This is a genomic window from Streptomyces sp. NPDC028298 (assembly GCF_055565895.1).
Window position 1 is genome coordinate 255,397 of sequence record NZ_JBVHTL010000007.1, and the last position, 15,432, is coordinate 270,828.

Annotated in this window: 18 protein-coding genes; 4 read left to right on the forward strand and 14 right to left on the reverse strand. The window is 67.1% G+C overall.

Going from position 1 to position 15,432, the window contains the following annotated elements:
- Positions 1-77 precede the first annotated feature (77 nt).
- Positions 78-311 (reverse strand): hypothetical protein, encoded by a 234-nt coding sequence (locus tag ACZ4TO_RS29420; protein WP_468025702.1) that lies wholly within the window; start codon positions 309-311, stop codon positions 78-80.
- A gap of 74 nt (positions 312-385) precedes the next feature.
- Here ACZ4TO_RS29420 and ACZ4TO_RS29425 point away from each other — a divergent pair, with 74 nt between their 5' ends.
- Positions 386-1,408, forward strand: coding sequence for an SIS domain-containing protein (locus tag ACZ4TO_RS29425; RefSeq protein ID WP_468025703.1), 1,023 nt, complete (start codon positions 386-388; stop codon positions 1,406-1,408).
- 184 nt (positions 1,409-1,592) lie between these two features.
- Here the strand turns inward: ACZ4TO_RS29425 and ACZ4TO_RS29430 are convergent, their stop codons facing one another.
- The 8 genes from ACZ4TO_RS29430 to ACZ4TO_RS29465 form a co-directional block, all read right to left on the reverse strand.
- On the reverse strand, positions 1,593-1,964 hold the full coding sequence (locus ACZ4TO_RS29430; RefSeq protein WP_468025704.1) for a fic family toxin-antitoxin system, toxin component: 372 nt from the start codon (positions 1,962-1,964) through the stop codon (positions 1,593-1,595).
- Positions 1,961-2,218 carry a hypothetical protein gene (locus ACZ4TO_RS29435; protein WP_468025705.1) on the reverse strand — a complete coding sequence of 86 codons (258 nt, stop codon included), beginning with the start codon at positions 2,216-2,218 and terminating at the stop codon, positions 1,961-1,963. Before ACZ4TO_RS29435 ends, ACZ4TO_RS29430 begins: the two co-directional genes overlap by 4 nt.
- A 116-nt stretch (positions 2,219-2,334) precedes the next feature.
- Positions 2,335-2,562 (reverse strand): hypothetical protein, encoded by a 228-nt coding sequence (locus ACZ4TO_RS29440; protein WP_468025706.1) that lies wholly within the window; start codon positions 2,560-2,562, stop codon positions 2,335-2,337.
- Positions 2,563-2,739: 177 nt separating this feature from the next.
- Positions 2,740-3,825, reverse strand: coding sequence for a hypothetical protein (locus ACZ4TO_RS29445; RefSeq protein ID WP_468025707.1), 1,086 nt, complete (start codon positions 3,823-3,825; stop codon positions 2,740-2,742).
- Between the two features lie 186 nt (positions 3,826-4,011).
- Positions 4,012-4,191 carry a hypothetical protein gene (locus tag ACZ4TO_RS29450; RefSeq protein ID WP_468025708.1) on the reverse strand — a complete coding sequence of 60 codons (180 nt, stop codon included), beginning with the start codon at positions 4,189-4,191 and terminating at the stop codon, positions 4,012-4,014.
- A 108-nt stretch (positions 4,192-4,299) separates the two neighbouring features.
- A complete protein-coding gene (locus ACZ4TO_RS29455) occupies positions 4,300-4,761 on the reverse strand; it encodes a HEAT repeat domain-containing protein (RefSeq protein WP_468025709.1) in 462 nt (153 codons plus the stop codon).
- Positions 4,762-4,789: 28 nt separating this feature from the next.
- The gene (locus ACZ4TO_RS29460; RefSeq protein WP_468025710.1) at positions 4,790-5,539 is read right to left on the reverse strand and encodes an SDR family oxidoreductase; all 750 of its coding nucleotides are present in this window, start codon (positions 5,537-5,539) and stop codon (positions 4,790-4,792) included.
- A 157-nt stretch (positions 5,540-5,696) separates the two neighbouring features.
- The gene (locus ACZ4TO_RS29465) at positions 5,697-6,602 is read right to left on the reverse strand and encodes an AraC family transcriptional regulator (RefSeq protein ID WP_468025711.1); all 906 of its coding nucleotides are present in this window, start codon (positions 6,600-6,602) and stop codon (positions 5,697-5,699) included.
- Between the two features lie 147 nt (positions 6,603-6,749).
- On the opposite strand from ACZ4TO_RS29465, the gene ACZ4TO_RS29470 reads away from it, so the two are divergent.
- Complete coding sequence (locus ACZ4TO_RS29470; protein WP_468025712.1) at positions 6,750-7,067, forward strand: putative quinol monooxygenase; 318 nt, start codon at positions 6,750-6,752, stop codon at positions 7,065-7,067.
- Between the two features lie 92 nt (positions 7,068-7,159).
- Positions 7,160-8,128, forward strand: a complete 969-nt coding sequence (locus ACZ4TO_RS29475) for an alpha/beta hydrolase (RefSeq protein WP_468025713.1) — start codon at positions 7,160-7,162, stop codon at positions 8,126-8,128.
- Between the two features lie 125 nt (positions 8,129-8,253).
- Here the strand turns inward: ACZ4TO_RS29475 and ACZ4TO_RS29480 are convergent, their stop codons facing one another.
- Positions 8,254-8,976, reverse strand: coding sequence for a DUF6461 domain-containing protein (locus ACZ4TO_RS29480; protein WP_468025714.1), 723 nt, complete (start codon positions 8,974-8,976; stop codon positions 8,254-8,256).
- 247 nt (positions 8,977-9,223) lie between these two features.
- Here ACZ4TO_RS29480 and ACZ4TO_RS29485 point away from each other — a divergent pair, with 247 nt between their 5' ends.
- Positions 9,224-9,838: a hypothetical protein gene (locus ACZ4TO_RS29485; RefSeq protein ID WP_468025715.1), complete on the forward strand. Its 615-nt coding sequence runs from the start codon at positions 9,224-9,226 to the stop codon at positions 9,836-9,838.
- Positions 9,839-10,402: 564 nt separating this feature from the next.
- Here ACZ4TO_RS29485 and ACZ4TO_RS29490 read toward each other — a convergent pair.
- The 4 genes from ACZ4TO_RS29490 to ACZ4TO_RS29505 all read right to left on the reverse strand — a co-directional run bounded on the left by ACZ4TO_RS29490 (position 10,403) and on the right by ACZ4TO_RS29505 (position 15,260).
- Complete coding sequence (locus ACZ4TO_RS29490) at positions 10,403-11,140, reverse strand: hypothetical protein (protein WP_468025716.1); 738 nt, start codon at positions 11,138-11,140, stop codon at positions 10,403-10,405.
- 502 nt (positions 11,141-11,642) lie between these two features.
- Positions 11,643-13,328: a WD40 repeat domain-containing protein gene (locus tag ACZ4TO_RS29495; RefSeq protein WP_468025717.1), complete on the reverse strand. Its 1,686-nt coding sequence runs from the start codon at positions 13,326-13,328 to the stop codon at positions 11,643-11,645.
- A gap of 183 nt (positions 13,329-13,511) precedes the next feature.
- A complete protein-coding gene (locus tag ACZ4TO_RS29500) occupies positions 13,512-13,985 on the reverse strand; it encodes a hypothetical protein (protein ID WP_468025718.1) in 474 nt (157 codons plus the stop codon).
- A gap of 36 nt (positions 13,986-14,021) precedes the next feature.
- On the reverse strand, positions 14,022-15,260 hold the full coding sequence (locus ACZ4TO_RS29505; protein WP_468025719.1) for a SpoIIE family protein phosphatase: 1,239 nt from the start codon (positions 15,258-15,260) through the stop codon (positions 14,022-14,024).
- Between the last annotated feature and the right edge of the window lie 172 nt (positions 15,261-15,432).

A 15,432-nucleotide genomic window follows, 5' to 3' on the forward strand; every position in this document is an offset into this window, starting at 1 on the left:
CCCGCGGACGGGCACGTCGTGGAGAGCAAACGCCCCGTGTCAGCGACGATCGGGCCCTCCTGGGCCGGGCCGGATGCTCACTCCGGGTCGGCGAACTCCGTGCAGGTGCCGTTGCACATCAACCTCTCCCGCCAGCCGTCCTCCAGGGCGTCCGCGATCTCCACCGTGACCTCCCCGCTGCGCTCCCAGGCCCGCCACCACTGGGCGGTCCGGGACGTCCAGAAGTCCGCGTCGGCCGCCCACGGCGACAGATGCTCCGGCACCGGCTCGGCGTCGAGGTCGACCCGGGGCCCCATCCCGGGTCGCCTCATCCGAGACCCCAGGGTGGAGAGAAGAAGTGACAACTGGCTGACCAAGGCGTGTGCGCTGAGGGTGAGGAGACGGCATGACCGAACCCATCGATCGCAAAATCGAGTCCGTATGGGACTATCCGCGGCCCCCCGCTGTACTACAGGACGACCGCCTCGTCCGGGTCGAATGCGGTGGCCATGTAATCGCTGAGACTCGACGGGCATTGCGGGTACTCGAGACCAGCCATCCCCCGACGTTCTACATCCCGCCGGAAGACGTCAGGTCCGATCTGCTGTTCCCGACCAACGGCCACTCCTGGTGTGAATGGAAGGTGCTGCCGGCCAGTTATCCCTCAAGCGGCTTCGAGACCATCGCCACCCTCGCCGAGCGCGCCGCAGTCAGCGCCCCCACCGTCCTGCGCTTCGTCAATCGCCTCGGCTACAGCGGCTTCCCGGACTTCCAGGCGGCCCTGCGCGCCGAGCTCGAAACCCGCAACGCCTCTCCCCTCTCCCTGTACGAGGCCACCGACGACGCCGGCTCCGCCGACTCCGCCGCCGGGCTCATGGCCCGCAGCAGCAAGCTGTTCACCGCCGCCGTCACCCAGACACTCGCCGAGACCCCGCCGCACGACCTCGAACACGCCATCGCCCTTCTGTCCGACCGCAAACGGCGCATCACTCTGGCCGGAGGGCGCTTCACCAACCTCCTGGCCCAGTACCTCGGCCTTCACCTCATGCAGCTGCGCGAGGACGTCCGCTTCCTTCCCGAACGGGCCGTGGAGCGCACCGCTGTGCTGGCCGTGCTCACGCGCCGGGACGTTCTCGTGATCTTCGACTACCGTCGCTACGAGCAGGACAAGCTCGCCATCGCACAGCTGGCCCAGGAGCACGGGGGCAAGGTCATCGTCTTCACCGACACCTGGCTCTCGCCGGCCGCATCTCACGCCGAAGTCGTCTTTCCCAGCCAGGTCGCCACCCCCTCCCCGTACGACAGCCTCGTTCCGACCCTCGCTGTCATCGAGACCGTGGTCGCCGGCCTCATCACCGCAATGGGAAGCGAGGCCCATCAGCACATGAAGCACGTCGAGGACACGGCCCATCGCATCGGCCTGGTCTGATGGACAGCCCGGAAGAACGCAGCGTCACGCTTCATCCGCCGAGGAGTACGTAGCAAAACCGCGTCAAGCGCCGGTCAGTGCCCGGTTCGTCCATCCGTCACGGCCCTGAACTCGGCCCACAGAAGCGCATCCCGAAGATCAGCGGGGCTGAGCAGCGGCAGCGGCCGGGGAATCGACCCCGGTCTCAGGGTTTCCAGGTACGCAAGAACGACGAGATCCGGTCTGGGGTGCAGCGTGGGTTGTTCAGTTCGTGGGCGAGTGCCGTGAGCTGTTCGCGGGTGGGGCTGACAGGGATGTTGCTGGCTTCGAGGTACATGACGGCGACGGCGCAGGCGACGGTGAGGTTGGAGCGCTCCAACCAGCGGCAGCGGCCCAGGGTGTGAACGAGAGCGGCGGCACGGGCATAGGGGCCGTCGTAGACGGCGATGTCGAGGAGTTCTCCGCGGTGGCGGGCGACGGCTGCGATGGGCACGCCGTAGTCGTCGGGGGCCGGGTCGCGGCGCCCGGCCCGTTCCGCCACTTCGAGGATCCAGGATTCGTCGACGTGCAGGATCACGCGGCAGCGCCCGGCCGCGTGTCGGCGTAGGGGGCTTCGAGCTGCTGCTCCAGGTCGTCGAGAAAGCCGCCGTGGGAATCGATGAATCGTTGGGCGGCTGCCATGCCGGCGGCGCGGGCGCCTGTGGTGTCCTCGATGATGAGCCGCTCCACGTAGCGATTGAAGTCCAGCTGACGGGCCCGGGCGGCGGCCTGGCCCGCCTCCAGCACATCCGGTTCGAGCCTGACCTGCGTCTGCTTCTTCGCCGTAGCCATACTCGAAGGGTAGCAGGGTGGTAGCAGGATGAGGGGCTCTTGACCGGAATACCGGCTACACCAACTGCTCCGCAACCGCCAGGGCGGTCCACGCACGTAGGGGTCGACCGGGCTGTTCAGTTGGCCACCGGGTGGTAATTCCACGCCGGCCGCCGCGCTTCGACCACCCGTCCCGTCACGCGGCAGGTGTCGCCGGCGCTGCCGGTACAGGCCACGCAGTACCAGACGCCCGGGCCTTCGCTGGCGGACGGCTCGGAGATGATGTCGACCGTCTGCGACTGGTCGAGTACGCGGTTCAGGGTGCGCCCGAGCTGGGTGATCTCGTCGTCGCGGTCGGTCGGCACTTCCAGCCGCAGACCGGGTGACGTGTCGGCACCGGCGGCGACAACGGCGGCGAGCGCCGGGAAGCGGTGCCCGTCGTGCTCGAGTACTTCGTGTGCCGTTGGGTAAGGCTTCGAACACTTCCCCCAACGGCACAGGAGCCTCGTGCGTTGCGGTTCCCTCTGCGTGAGGCGAACGGCTTATTGGATCAGGTCGGTGTGCGGATGCTCGGGAGAGGCCGGGCAGACGTAGATCTGCATGTTGTCGGTGCTGCCGACTTCGACCTTGGTCGGCTGCGAGGGGCGCTGGCCACAGCAGCTACCGACGGTGTTGGCGGCGTAGGCGGCGGCCTGGTCTTCGTGAGGTGCCCAGTTGTGTCCCTCGCCGCCGTCCCATTCGTAGGAGGCGATGGTCAGCAGCGGGACCATCTGTACATCACAGACCGTGCAGTGGCGGGGGTTGGGGTCGGTGCGGCCCCACGGAGGCCAGCCACCGACCTTCCAGCCGGGAGCGTCAGCCAGATGGACGTCATAGAACTCCCGTGGATAGTCCGCGTAGGAGTCGTCCACGTCGGCACCGCCTGCCTGCCATCTGCTCCAGTCCTCCACCATCAGCCGCATCTGCGGGCTCAGGTCGAGGCTGTTGGGGTACTCGGTGATCGCTTCCGGTGCCAGCACACAGGGTTCCGGCACATAGCCTTCATGGTTCACCTCGTACGGCTCGGGGGGTGTGTCGAGGAGGTCGACGACCTCGGCGGCGGAGCGCCAGAACAGCGCGGTCGCCGGCTTCCAATTCGGATCGTGATCGTAGGGGCACCAGAGAACCTGGAGCAGATCGGCCTGTCCGGGCGGCCGCAGCAGGGGTATGTCACGCAGATACAGCTGGGCGACGGGCAGCATGGGGACCGGGCAGTCCGCAGGCAACGGAGGGGCGGCGTCGAGTCGCGCCGCGATCCTTGCGGCATTCCGTTCCTTGCTCGCCTCCTCCTCGGGCGTTGTCCCACGGCCATGGTGATCACCGTGTCGCCGGGCCCGCATGCGCCTTGTGAGCCGCACGTCGTCCGGCGACTGGCGGAACCGACTGTCACGGTGCAGGTGCGAGGCTTCGCAGTGCGGCCACGGCTCCGCAGCCGGCCACAGCAACGGCCCGCCGACCGAGCTCTCCCCGACCGAAGGCGACCCCGGGCGGGGATGCAGCCGCATCGCAGGACGCGCCAACGGCACCAGCTCGGGAAAGACCGCGGTCACATCCACGGAACGCGGCGGAGTAGTACGTACAAACACCATGCCGGTGATCCTGTCACCAGCCACTGACAACCTATGGCCGCCTCAACCGGCTTCGGTGGCATCAGTGTTCAGCTGGTCGAGTCCAACGCACGTAGCCTCCGTCACAGCGACAGCAGGCGTGCCTGTGTGAACACCTGCCGTGCTTCGGCTCAGCCATCACTCGATCAGTGGCCACTCTGAAATGGCTCAATCCTTGACGAACACCAGGGAAGCGATGAGGGAGCCCTCGAGAAAGCCCAGGAATGCAGCCAGAAAACCCACGAGGGCGAGTGGCACGAGGACCATCAACAGGATCAGCATGAGGCTCCGCGCGAGGCGGGCACCAGCCTCGTGGAGTCTGTTCCCCGCCGGGTCCTTGTCCGTCATGATCCCCTCCCCTGCCCGGACACTACAACGCGAGCAGGACAGTGATGGTGGCGTTGAGGCCCGGCGCCGGACGCCCCTGTTCACGCTTGTCGGTGTCAGCTGCCGGTGTCAGTCGACTGGATCGCCCATGGCGGGTGTGGGCGCTCCTGCCTCAGACTCGCCGAGGAGCCGCGTGGCCTCCTCGCGCACGCCGGCGTCCTCATCATCTGAAAGCGCTTCGAGTAGCTGCACGAACTGGTCCCGCCGGCCATCGGCGATCATCCAGCTCTGATGGTTGAACACGTCTGCCTGGAGCTGGTCAGCTGTCCACCACTCTTCGGCCCGTGACAGCGTCGCCAGCACGATGCGCAGACCGACAAGGTCCCGTCGTCGCAGCAGTGCCTTCGCCGTTTCTTGCGTGACAGCAGTGTCGTGCCGGTCCAACAGAAGTCGTTCAAGGACCGGCGCGACTTCTTCCCGACCTGCGATCACCGCAAGGTGCCTGCCTGCGGCGGCTCTGCGGGCCCATGACTCCGACTCGGCATCGCGGAGAGCTGCCGTCAATCCGCCCGCCCCTGATTCTTCGCTCACGCAGCCATAGTGCCTTCCCGCGGGTTGATCACTTCGCCTGGGCGAGCCAGACCGCGTCGGGGCCGGCCGGGAAGCGCAGTTGTCCGGTCGTGTCGTGCACGGCGCGCCACACCGTCTCCGCGACGTCGCTCTCCTTGGTGAACAGGTCTTGGCCCGTGAAGGCGTCCATGGTCTTCCTCGCCCACGGTGCGTAGGGGGCCGGGACCAGTTCGTCCATCGAGGCGCCGTTCGTCGCGTTGGCCGCGAAGTTGGTCGTCAGGCAGGCGCCCGGCTCGACCGTCTTCGCCTGTACGCCGAAGGGAGCGAGTTCGAGCGCGAGGGATGCGGTGAACCCCTCGATGGCCATCTTGCTCGCCTTGTAGACGGCCGAGAGGGGCATGTGGCCGAGCACCACGCTGGAGGTCACGTTGACCACCACGCCGGAGCCCCGCTCGCGGAACTGGGGCAGCACCACCTGGGTTGTGGCCATCACACCGAACGTGTTGGTCTCGAAGACGTCCCGCACCCGAGCCATGGGGGTGCCTTCGAACACGCCCATCGACGGAACTCCAGCGTTGTTGACCAGGACGTCGATGGGCCCCGCTGCCTCGAACGCGGCGGCAATGGACTCGGGCTTGGTCACGTCGAGTTCGACGACGCGCAGCCGGTCCGACTCGGGGAAGAGCTCCGCACGCGGCGTACGCATCGTGGCGATGACGTTCCACCCCTGCGAGTGGAAGTAGAGGGCGGTCTCCCGTCCGTATCCGGATGAGGCGCCAGTGATCAGAACCGTCTTCATGCTGAGATCCTCACGATGTGGTGGGATCCGCGACGAGCAGGCATTTTCCTACTCAGCGGATGAACTACTCATCCCATTGAATCGCTCTGACCTGCATAAATAGTAGAACTATTCTCCTGTTGACTTGCACGATCCTCTTGGCGTGTGTCAATTCCGATCAGGGCAGGACGTTCACGGGGGTGCGCGCGGTGTTCCGCAGGCGGGCCGCATCCCGGCTCGGCGGCTCACCGAACTGGCGGCGGTACTCGCGGCTGAACTGCGACGGGTTGTCGTAGCCGACGCGGTGTCCGACGCCTGTGACGTCTCCGGGGTGGGTGGCGAGCAGCAGTCGGGCCTCCTGGAGACGGATCTGTTTCTGGAACTGGATGGGGCTCATCGCCGTCACCGCCTGGAAACTCCGGTAGAAGGCGGAGACGCTCATGCCTGACATCCGCGCCACGTCCTCGACCCGGAAGGGCTGCGCGTAGTGCTCGCGGATCCAGCGCACGGCCCGGGAGATGTGGCTGAGGCCGCTGTCGGCCAGGCCGAGCTGGCGCACGGTCGCACCCTGCTCGCCGGTGATCAGGCGCCACAGGATCTCGCGCTTGACCAGCGGGGCCAGTACGGCCCGGTCGCGCGGCTGGTCGAGCAGGCGCAGCAGCCGGACCACCGCGTCGAGCAGGGCGGGCGCGGCGTCGCTGACGGCGATCCCCGACGGCGTGCCGCCGGCAGGGCGGGGGAGGTCGCCCGGGCCGGCCTGCAGCAGCAGTTCGGCGACGGCGGACGGTTCCAGGGTGAGGCCGAAGCCGAGGGCGGGCTCCTTGGGATCGGCCTGGGTGAACTGCCCGGTGACGGGCAGGTCGACGGATGCGACCAGGTACTGCCCGGGGCCGTACTCGTAGACCCTCTCGCCCAGCGCGAGTCGTTTGGCGCCCTGGGCGATGACGGCGAGCACCGTGCCGGACGTGGAGGGCGCCGGCGGATCCGGCCGGGCGACCTTCGAGATCAGGACGCCGTCGATGGCGGTGGTCCAGTCGGGCCGGGCATGCCGGTCCAGCAGGGTTCGGAACTCTTCCAGGGACATGCTCCCATTGCAGCACCTCTCCGCCGCCCCGCCCTCGATCGCGAGGATCGTGCAAGTAGTCGCGAGCATCGTTCTAACGTTTCAGCAGGTCAGGAGCTTTGAATGGAAGCAGCTACTCCATCACTATCTCTACGAAGGAGAAACATCGTGCTTTCCCGATACGGCTTCAACGCCACCCTGACCGCCAAGCCCGGGTTGGGCGGCCGGCTGGTCGATCTGCTGCTGACCGGCCTGAACGAGGGGAGCCCCGGCGCGAGCGAGCACTGCGTCGTCTACCTCGTCTCCCGTTCCGCCTCCGACACCGACGTCATCCATGTCACCGAGGGCTGGACCAGCGAGGAGGAGCACCACCGGATCTTCGCCGGCGAGCCCGCCCAGGCCATCGTGGCGCAGATCGCCGGACTGCTGGCCATGGAGCCCGAGTACACCGACCACGTCCCGGTCCTCGGCAAGACCGCCTTCTGAGCCCCCGGACCGATCTGCCGAACAGCCACTCAGCCTCCCGCCCAGGTGCCCGTCTTCGCTCGTCCGGCACCACACCACGAAAGGCCCACGCCATGACCCAGGCACGTCCCGCCCTGGACCCCGAACTGCGCGAGCTGCTGACCGGCATGCCGCTCATCCCCCAGCTCACTCCGGACGTTCTCGCGCACCTGCGACAGCTCCCCTCGGCGCCCGTCGACTCGCTCTTGGCGCACCGGCAGGTCGACAGGCGCGAGGTCAGCGTGCCAGCCACGGACGGTGCCGAGATCCGCCTGTCGGTCTTCAGCCCGACGAACACCGATAGCACCAAGCCCGCCCCTTGCATCTACTGGATCCATGGCGGCGGGATGGTCATGGGCGACCGCTTCTCGCAGATCGACATCCCGCTGGAATGGCTCGACGAGTTCGGCGCGGTCGTGGTCTCCGTGGACTACCGGCTCGCACCGGAAGCGACCGGCACCAGCCTCGTCGACGACTGCTACCAAGGGCTGCTCTGGACCGCCGAACACTGCGAGGAACTGGGCATCGACCCCACCCGGATCATCGTCGCCGGCGCCAGCGCCGGAGGTGGCCTCGCTGCCGGCCTCACCCTGCTGGCACGCGACCTCGCCGCCCCCACGATCGCGGCTCAGGTACTGATCTGCCCCATGCTCGACCACCGCAACACCACCACCTCCAGCCGCCAGTACTCCGGTGTGCCCGGTGTCTGGACCGGCGAGATGAACGAGTTCGGTTGGCGAGCCGTTCTCGGCGACCTCACGGTCGAGGAGGTGTCCGCATACGTCTCACCCGCCTTGGCCGAGGACCTCTCGGGCCTGCCGCCCACCTACATCGACGTCGGCTCCGCGGAGGTCTTCCGCGACGAGGACACCGGCTACGCCACCCGCATCTGGGCTGCCGGCGGCCAGGCCGAACTCCACGTCTGGGCAGGCGGCTTCCACGGCTTCGACGCCCTGTACCCGCAAGCGAACATCTCGGTCACGGCCCGCCGAACCCGCACCGACTGGCTCACCCGACTCCTGCGCTCGAACGGCTCCGCGTGACGCGGACAACCCACTCATGCCGGTGCCGCAATCAGAGGTCGAGGTCGGCGACGCCTGAGACTCGAACGAGGCCGGCCTCTTGTCGGGCGACATGGGCGGGGCAGTGGTTCACGGCACCTTGTATGTCAGAGCTGATCTCGTCGCAGATGTACGTGTGTCCCCTCGCCCTGTGCGTCCCTGACGTCGATGGTGATGCTCTGCCAGTCCTCGGCGGGTTCCTCCGGGACTTCCCCCACCCGGTACTCGGCCTCCGCCAGTAGCTCCTCGGTCACCCGTACGCCGGTGAGGCGCTCTGCCAGCGCCAGGACCGCTGCCTTCCTGTCGATATCGGGATGTTCGTCGCCCGACGGGTTGAGGCCGACCTCCAGCATCACGCCGTTCAGTTCGTCGGGAGTGCTGCCTGTCCTTCGCGCGGGCCACTCGAAGGTGGTCCGCAACTCGCCCTCTTCGTACCAGTGGAAGAAATGCATGGGCTTCCCACCGTTGCTCGAATGCGAGACAGCACGCGTCCCGGCGGAGAGCGTCTCCATGAGGCGAGCTCGGGTGCCCAGATCGCCGCCGAACTCCAACGCGAGGGTCCAGTCCGCTCCCCCTCCCCGCACGGTGAACGCTCCCGCCAGGAAGGCTTCGGGCCATTCCTCGTACCCGTCCGACAACTCCTGCTGCGCTTCGATGAACTCGCTGAGCCCCTGACACACACCTCGCGGCTGGGCCCCCACGATCCGGAACAACTCCGCAGGCGAGACTCCCCGCACCAGCGTCAGGGTGTAACCGACGTCCAATCCGTAGGCGAACAGGGAGGACGAGGAACGTATCCAGCCGTAATCGGCTGCGGTGGCGGAAGTCATGCGGGACATCCTGCCAACGCCCACTGACAGTGGGCCGCGGCGTGCTGAACCCTCAGGGATGGCATTGGCCGTTCGCGATGAGGTCTGGCGCAAGTCACGTGATTTGGCTACGCAACGTCACGTGCAAGAAGGCATTTGCGGAGGAGGCGGAAGCCAGTGCCGCCGAATATTCACGGTAGTCCTTGGGCAGGGCACACCTTGGGTCAAGCTGTGACCCTATAGCCGTACAAGTCCGGGGGCAGGCACGATGAACGATCAGGTGGTGACGGCGTTAATCTCTGGCCTGGTAGCGCTGCTGGTGGCTGGTGCCAGCGGGCTGCTGACTCTGGTGCAGATTCGCCGCGAACGCCGGAGGTGGCTAACGGACCTCAAGGTGGCCTGGGCGCTGGAGAACCACAAGGCACGCCTGTCGTCCTACCCTGATGCCTTCGCCGTTCTCCAGCGTTTGTCGCATGGCGGTGCCGACCCTGTGACGCCGCAGGTTGCCGCCAGGGTCGCGACCGAGCTGAACGATTGGTTGTACTCCGCGGGCGGCATGTGCGCCGATGCGGCCACCCGGGGTGCGCTTCTGGGACTGCGTCAGCGCTGCCGCAGATGGGCCAAGAGCGGGGGCCGACGGCCTGACGACCTCTACACCTGGCGCAATCTGGCGCTCGCGTTTCTGCGGCGCGATCTCGACATTGTGGGACTCGAGAACTATGAGTCCGACCCAGACGCCGCAATGTTGAAACAGCTGCAACAGGAGCTGGAAGCCTCACTGGGGTCGGATACTCGCTCCACAAGCTGGCTGCGAAGCGTTACGCGAGGAGCACACGCTTCCGGAGGAGGAGGAATCCGGGGCGGCCGAGCATCTGCCGTTTGAGCATTTCGATCCGGTTGACAGCTCATTCGGCTGGGCCGGAGTTCCGGTCGGTGGTCAGGCCGGCGGTCACTGCTGGCTCTGCGAGGGCGATCGCAGCCCCCGCAAAGTCCCCCTCGGCGACCATCTGCCGCCGCAACAGCGAGCTGCCCTCGAAGCCTGCCTCATTCCCCGCTGACCGCCTCAAGCCGCGGCGACAACAGCCCCCCATAGGCGAGCGAACTGGGCGCTGACCGCGTTGCCGGTGCGTCTCCTAAAACGAGGCCTGAGCAGCGGCGTCGCGTTGGGCTCAGTCGCGGTGGGCGTGCGCCCCCGCCGCCCGCGGCCGCGACGACGCCCTCGGTCGCCCAGTCGTCGTCGAAGAGCATGGGCGACCAGGCGGGCGTGAGCCTCGGGGAGTCGGCCGTCGCGGTGTTTGGTGCGGGCCTTGGCGAACCAGGCACCGAGCCTGACCGTGTCGCCGTCGAGGGCCTTGCGGGGTCGTGATCACTCCTCCAGCGGCAGCTCCCGCCCAAAGTCTCGGAGCCAACCAACCCCCTCACCGTCTTCGACCACAGGCTGGTGGCCCTACGCGTCCGTGCGCGCCTTGCTGGCCGCGGGCTTCTGCTGAAAGAAGGCGTCCGCTCCGAACCCTTCCCAATCGACGGTCATGGACTTCCTTGACAGCCCATACACCCGCCCTACTGTCCGGTCGGTATTGCCGTCATCACACTTAAGTCTGATGACGTACAGTCCAGCCTCTTTGGACGCTTTGCCTCGACAGTGATGTTTGCCGTTCAGTTCGACTTGTTGGCCGTCGACAAGGAGGATGACTGCGCTTCCGCCGTTATCCCAGGCGGGGTAGAGCCAATGGCCATCGAGTGGAGGGTCAGCCTCGCCTCCGACGGCCTGAGCGCTGGGTGTACTGGCCGTGCTGCCAGGGCTTGCCGTCGACGTGGGCTCCGAGGAGGACTTCGCTCCCTCAGACTCTGCGCCGCCACACCCGGAAACAGCGACAGCTGCCACCAGGACGATCCCGGCGACCTCGCGTACTCGCTTGATCACATGATCCCCTCGAAAGACCCGCCTGGACACGCCGGAAGCGGCAGGTCGGCAGCGGATCATAGCTTCCAGGGAACCCATGACACAGCCCCAGCTCATCAGGCCAAGACCGCCACGGGCGCCGGCGATCCTATGGATCGGTGCCCAGACCGCCGGATCGTCCACAACCTGGTTCAGGTCCGTCATCTGGAGCTTCTCCAGCCAGTGCGACAGCACCAGTACCTCGTCACTCGTGAGCTTGATCGTGACCTGGCTATCACCCATGCACACCCCTACGGTTCGGCGAGTTGGGCACCCCAAGGAAACGCGGCGAGCTCCTCCTCGAACTGCGGCCACGTCTTCCCGATGCGAGGGAAGCGGCGCACCAAGTCGTCGATGTCCGGGACGATATGCGACCTCGGAGTCGACCCCTCCCCCGCTCCCGGCCTCCGCCTCCGCCTCCACCAAGCCGCGGTACAGCCGGGTGCGGGCGGCAGGGAACCACCGGACCAGCGCTGCCCCAGGACTGTCCGGTGCAGCCGCATCGAACGAGGCTTCAACGCATACGTTCATCCCGCGCACCCTGCTGGTGCCCGGCCATAGGAAATCCTGCGACGATCCCCACATTCCGAAGCGATCACTGAACTCGCACTTCAGAAGCCTCTCTGGCTCCTCAACCTCTGCCGAAACCGCAGCTCAGGTCGACACATCACAACAACCAGAAATCCTGCAACGATCCTTCTGCAATTGCCTGCGCGCGTTTCCCGGGAGTGTGGCGGGCGTGGCGTCACGGGACGATGGTGGCCGCGTCCCACACGATAAGTGTGTCGCCACGGTCCTTGGTCATCAGGTGTGTTCGGTCGGGTGACATGCGGCAGTCGAGTACGACGTCCGTGTGGGCCTCGAGGGTGTTCAGGAGTTCGCCGGTGCGGGTCGACCGGATCTGCACGCGTCGGGCGTCAGGCACGGCCAGCCAGTCCTCGGTGGTGGCGAAACGTGTACGTGTCTGTTCCAGTGTGAAGCGCTCACGAAAGCCGGGCAGTTCCAGGACCCGGAGTCGGTACAGGTCGCCGATCGCGATCCACGAGCCGTCCGGGGCCAGACCGAGCCGGTAGATCTCGTGCGGCTGATCGGGCAGCTCCGTGAGCAGTCGCCCGGAACGCGGGTCCCAGAGCAGGATCTGACCCCTGCGGCCGCAGGCGGCAAGGGTTGCTCCGTCGGCGGCGAGCGCCAGTTGTGACATCCCCTGCGACGTGGGCTTCGTTCCCACGCGTTCGTTGGTGAGCGGGTGGACGAAGCTTCCGGTTGAGGTGTTGTAGGCAACCCACATGCCGTCCGGACCATACACGGACTCACCCACGGCGCCGACCTTGAAGGGGACTATTTCCTCGCTGCTGACAGCGTCCCAGGCCTGGGCTTTTTGGCCCACCGTTTTGGTCATGATGAAACTGCCGTCCGGAGCGACGGCGCAGTGCCGGAGCATGTCGGACGGGCCTCGGATCGCCCGTCGCAGCGCCTGGGATTCCAGGTCGTACACGTGGACGAGCCGGTCGTTTCCGACCGCCACCAGCCATGTGGCGTCCGGTGCCAGAGCGAAGTCGAAGGTGAACCGAGGCAACTGCAGCACGGCACGGACCGCCGACTGCGTCTGGACCGCGAACTGCCCGGCGACGGAGGGCTGCTCCGCATCTCCGTGGTGGTCCGCGTGCGCTCGCGGAAGCGGCACATGGCCCAGGGCCTGCAGCAGTTCGGCCTGCCTCCCCGGATCCAGCCGGGAGCCATGCTCCGCCCCGCTCATGACCTCGTCGATCACCGAAGCGGTGGCCCTGGACTCCGGGGAGTCGACCAGTGCAAGATCGGCCAGCAGGCTCTGTGCTCCGAGCCGCTGGATCTTGGCGATCTGCCAGCCTGGAAGTGTCACGAGTCTGGCGGCCTGAGTCGGGTCGCAGTGCTGCATGTGCCACACCAGATGCCGCCACCAGTACCCGGCGCCGGCGGGCAGGGCCGACCAGGGGTCGCCGGGTTTCAGCAGTGCGAGGGCGTTGTCCACGAGTCGTCCGTGCCAGTCGGCCGCCTCGTCCGCCGACCAGCGCGACCTCAGGCGCTCGTGCAGGGCTTCTGGGACGGTCAGTCGCCACCTGCCGTCGTCGGCCTTGGCGGCGCGTACGAGACCCACGCGCTCGAAGTCCTCAAGCAGGACCAAGGTGCGGTGGGGATGGCGATTCGGTCCGGAGTCCACATCGACCCAGGCTTCCTTGACCTCGGCCATGTCCAGCTCGACGCCCGGGGGGACAGCCGCCAGACGGCGAGCGTCGAGGGAATCCGAGCGACTGAGCCCCAGATCCTCCAGCGCCCGGCCGACAGAGTCATCGCCCCAGTCTTTGTAGCCTGTTACCTGCTCCCAGTGCTCCCCGAGCCGGCGATCGAGCCGACGCCGACCCCACCGTGTTCTCATCACCTGCGCCTCTCCCACCCGGACACCCAGTGAAACAGTCCGAACGCCTGGTTGCAGACATTCCCTCCAGGCCGGCGCGCGAACTCTGAGTATGCCCTCAACCCGGGACGGTTCTGCCATCCGGCCATGCCCTCGAGGACTTGCTCAGCCACCTGGGCCGTCACCGCTGGGTCGTGGAGCGGCAACGCTGAAAGGGCTCACTCATTCATCATCCGAACCTTCGAGCCCGAGATGGTCCGGCGTTTCGAGGAGTGCCGCCTGTCTCTGGGCATCGGGCTCCCGGCCGGCTACCTCGCGGATGATCTGCGCAAGCCTGTGCCGATCATCGGCGGAGAGCTGGTCGAGCGTGGACGTGACGTCTTCGAGCCACGGCACGCAGATTTCCGGATCTGCGGCGATGAACTCAGCCTGGGTGTCACGCTGGAGCCACGTGTACACAATCGCCTGAGGGTTGCCGCCAACTTTGGTCTTCGAGGGGGCGGCCCAGTAGTCCAGATGCGCCGGGTCCGGGTCCGTGGCGAGGTAGACCCAGCCGTTGAGCCAGCGTGTGGGCGGCTTCGATATGACCTTGACGAGTTGAGGGAACGATGTTCGCAATCGATGGCGGATCCGTGGTCGCCAGTCCAGTTCGGAGCGAAATCGCAGGTGTGCTCGGGGCGTTTGTGTTGGCATCATGCGGCCTCGGTGGCGCATCCGCTGGTGGCACGTATGTCATAGGCGGATGATGATCAAGGCGACGTCGTCGCGGGCGCTGCTGCTGACGCCGAGGTCCGCGAGCAGGGCGTCGGCAAGGTGTTCGGGTTCATGATGGGCGTGGTGGGTGAGCGCGTGAGTGAGGCGTTGCAGGCCGACGTCGATGTCCTCGCCGGGGCGTTCGATGAGGCCGTCGGTGTAGAGCACGAAGGTGTCGCCGCTGGTGTAGGGCAGCTCCGCCTGGGGGTAGGGGACGGGTTCGGGACGGGTTCCCAGCGGAGGGTCGGTGGCCTGGTCGAGAAGGTCGAAGGTGCCACCCGGGTGGACCACGATGGGGGGCGGGTGGCCGGCGTTGCTGTACGTGATGCGGGAAGCACGGGTGTCGACAACGGCTTGGACGACGGTGGTGGCCAGGGCACCCTCCACGTCGCCTGCGTACAGGCACAGGACGTCCAGGGCTCCCGCAGGCTGTTCCACGGCCCGGACGACGGCGGACAATGCGCTGCGGAGCATACCCATGACGGCGGCGGCCTCCAGGCCGTGGCCGACGACGTCGCCGACCGCGACGGCAAATCTGTCCTCGGGCAGGTCGACGACGTCGTACCAGTCGCCGCACACATTCAGTGACCCGGTGGCCGGCAGGTATCGCACTGCGGTCTCCCGGTGCCGGGCCAGGTGAGGCGCGTGGAGCATGGCCTCCTGCAAGGTGACGGCGACCCGGCGTTCCCGGGTGTGGGCTTGGTGCAGTTCCTCGTTCAGCCGCTTGAGCTCAAGTGCCCGCGCGTACAGTTCGACCTCCCTGGCTTCCACGTCGCTCAGCGCGCCGCCTTCCCCCAGGCGAGCATGGGAGCGGATGAACGAGGTCACGTCCTCCCCCCTGTGCAGGATCCACTCCACCTGCCCATCCGGCCCGAGCACCGGGGTGTTGATCGCGGACCACCAACGCTCCTCGAACACACCAGGCCGGCCGGCCACGGGAATGTCGTACTTCATGGGCGCCATCGTGTCCCGCTCCTTCGAGCGCAGGACCCGGCGCAGGGAGGCGTGCAGATTCCGCACCCCGTCAGCATCCGGGTCCTCCGGATTGTCGGGGAAGGCATCGAAGAGATATCTCCCCAGCAGATCCTCCCGAGTACGGCCCGTCACCTGGCAGGCCGCCTCGTTGATGTCCGCGAGCACCAGATCCGGGCCCAGCACCATGCAAGGGCTGGGCGTGACCGCGAAGAGCGCCTGGTAGTCGATCGCCGCCCCTGCCACACGGCGCGGACCCGCAACTGGGCTGTCTTCGTCCCTCACCCTTACGTTTCTACCGGTCGTCGAGGCCCACGGCACCTGCGCGCTTCGCGGAGCGGGCATCGGCCGCTTTGGTGCAGTTGTCGACCCCACGAACAACACCGCGCCCCTGCCTGCGGCATCTGCAGGACCGCGC

What these genes read in the sequence shown, in the direction of transcription:
- ACZ4TO_RS29425 (WP_468025703.1), top strand. Translation starts at nt 386, where the DNA reads ATGACCGAACCCATCGATCGCAAAATCGAGTCCGTATGGGACTATCCG.
- ACZ4TO_RS29450 (WP_468025708.1), bottom strand. Translation starts at nt 4,191, where the DNA reads ATGACGGACAAGGACCCGGCGGGGAACAGACTCCACGAGGCTGGTGCC.
- ACZ4TO_RS29500 (WP_468025718.1), bottom strand. Translation starts at nt 13,985, where the DNA reads ATGATGCCAACACAAACGCCCCGAGCACACCTGCGATTTCGCTCCGAA.
- ACZ4TO_RS29420 (WP_468025702.1), bottom strand. Translation starts at nt 311, where the DNA reads ATGAGGCGACCCGGGATGGGGCCCCGGGTCGACCTCGACGCCGAGCCG.
- ACZ4TO_RS29435 (WP_468025705.1), bottom strand. Translation starts at nt 2,218, where the DNA reads ATGGCTACGGCGAAGAAGCAGACGCAGGTCAGGCTCGAACCGGATGTG.
- ACZ4TO_RS29465 (WP_468025711.1), bottom strand. Translation starts at nt 6,602, where the DNA reads ATGTCCCTGGAAGAGTTCCGAACCCTGCTGGACCGGCATGCCCGGCCC.
- ACZ4TO_RS29445 (WP_468025707.1), bottom strand. Translation starts at nt 3,825, where the DNA reads ATGGTGTTTGTACGTACTACTCCGCCGCGTTCCGTGGATGTGACCGCG.
- ACZ4TO_RS29460 (WP_468025710.1), bottom strand. Translation starts at nt 5,539, where the DNA reads ATGAAGACGGTTCTGATCACTGGCGCCTCATCCGGATACGGACGGGAG.
- ACZ4TO_RS29475 (WP_468025713.1), top strand. Translation starts at nt 7,160, where the DNA reads ATGACCCAGGCACGTCCCGCCCTGGACCCCGAACTGCGCGAGCTGCTG.
- ACZ4TO_RS29485 (WP_468025715.1), top strand. Translation starts at nt 9,224, where the DNA reads ATGAACGATCAGGTGGTGACGGCGTTAATCTCTGGCCTGGTAGCGCTG.
- ACZ4TO_RS29490 (WP_468025716.1), bottom strand. Translation starts at nt 11,140, where the DNA reads ATGGGTGATAGCCAGGTCACGATCAAGCTCACGAGTGACGAGGTACTG.
- ACZ4TO_RS29480 (WP_468025714.1), bottom strand. Translation starts at nt 8,976, where the DNA reads ATGACTTCCGCCACCGCAGCCGATTACGGCTGGATACGTTCCTCGTCC.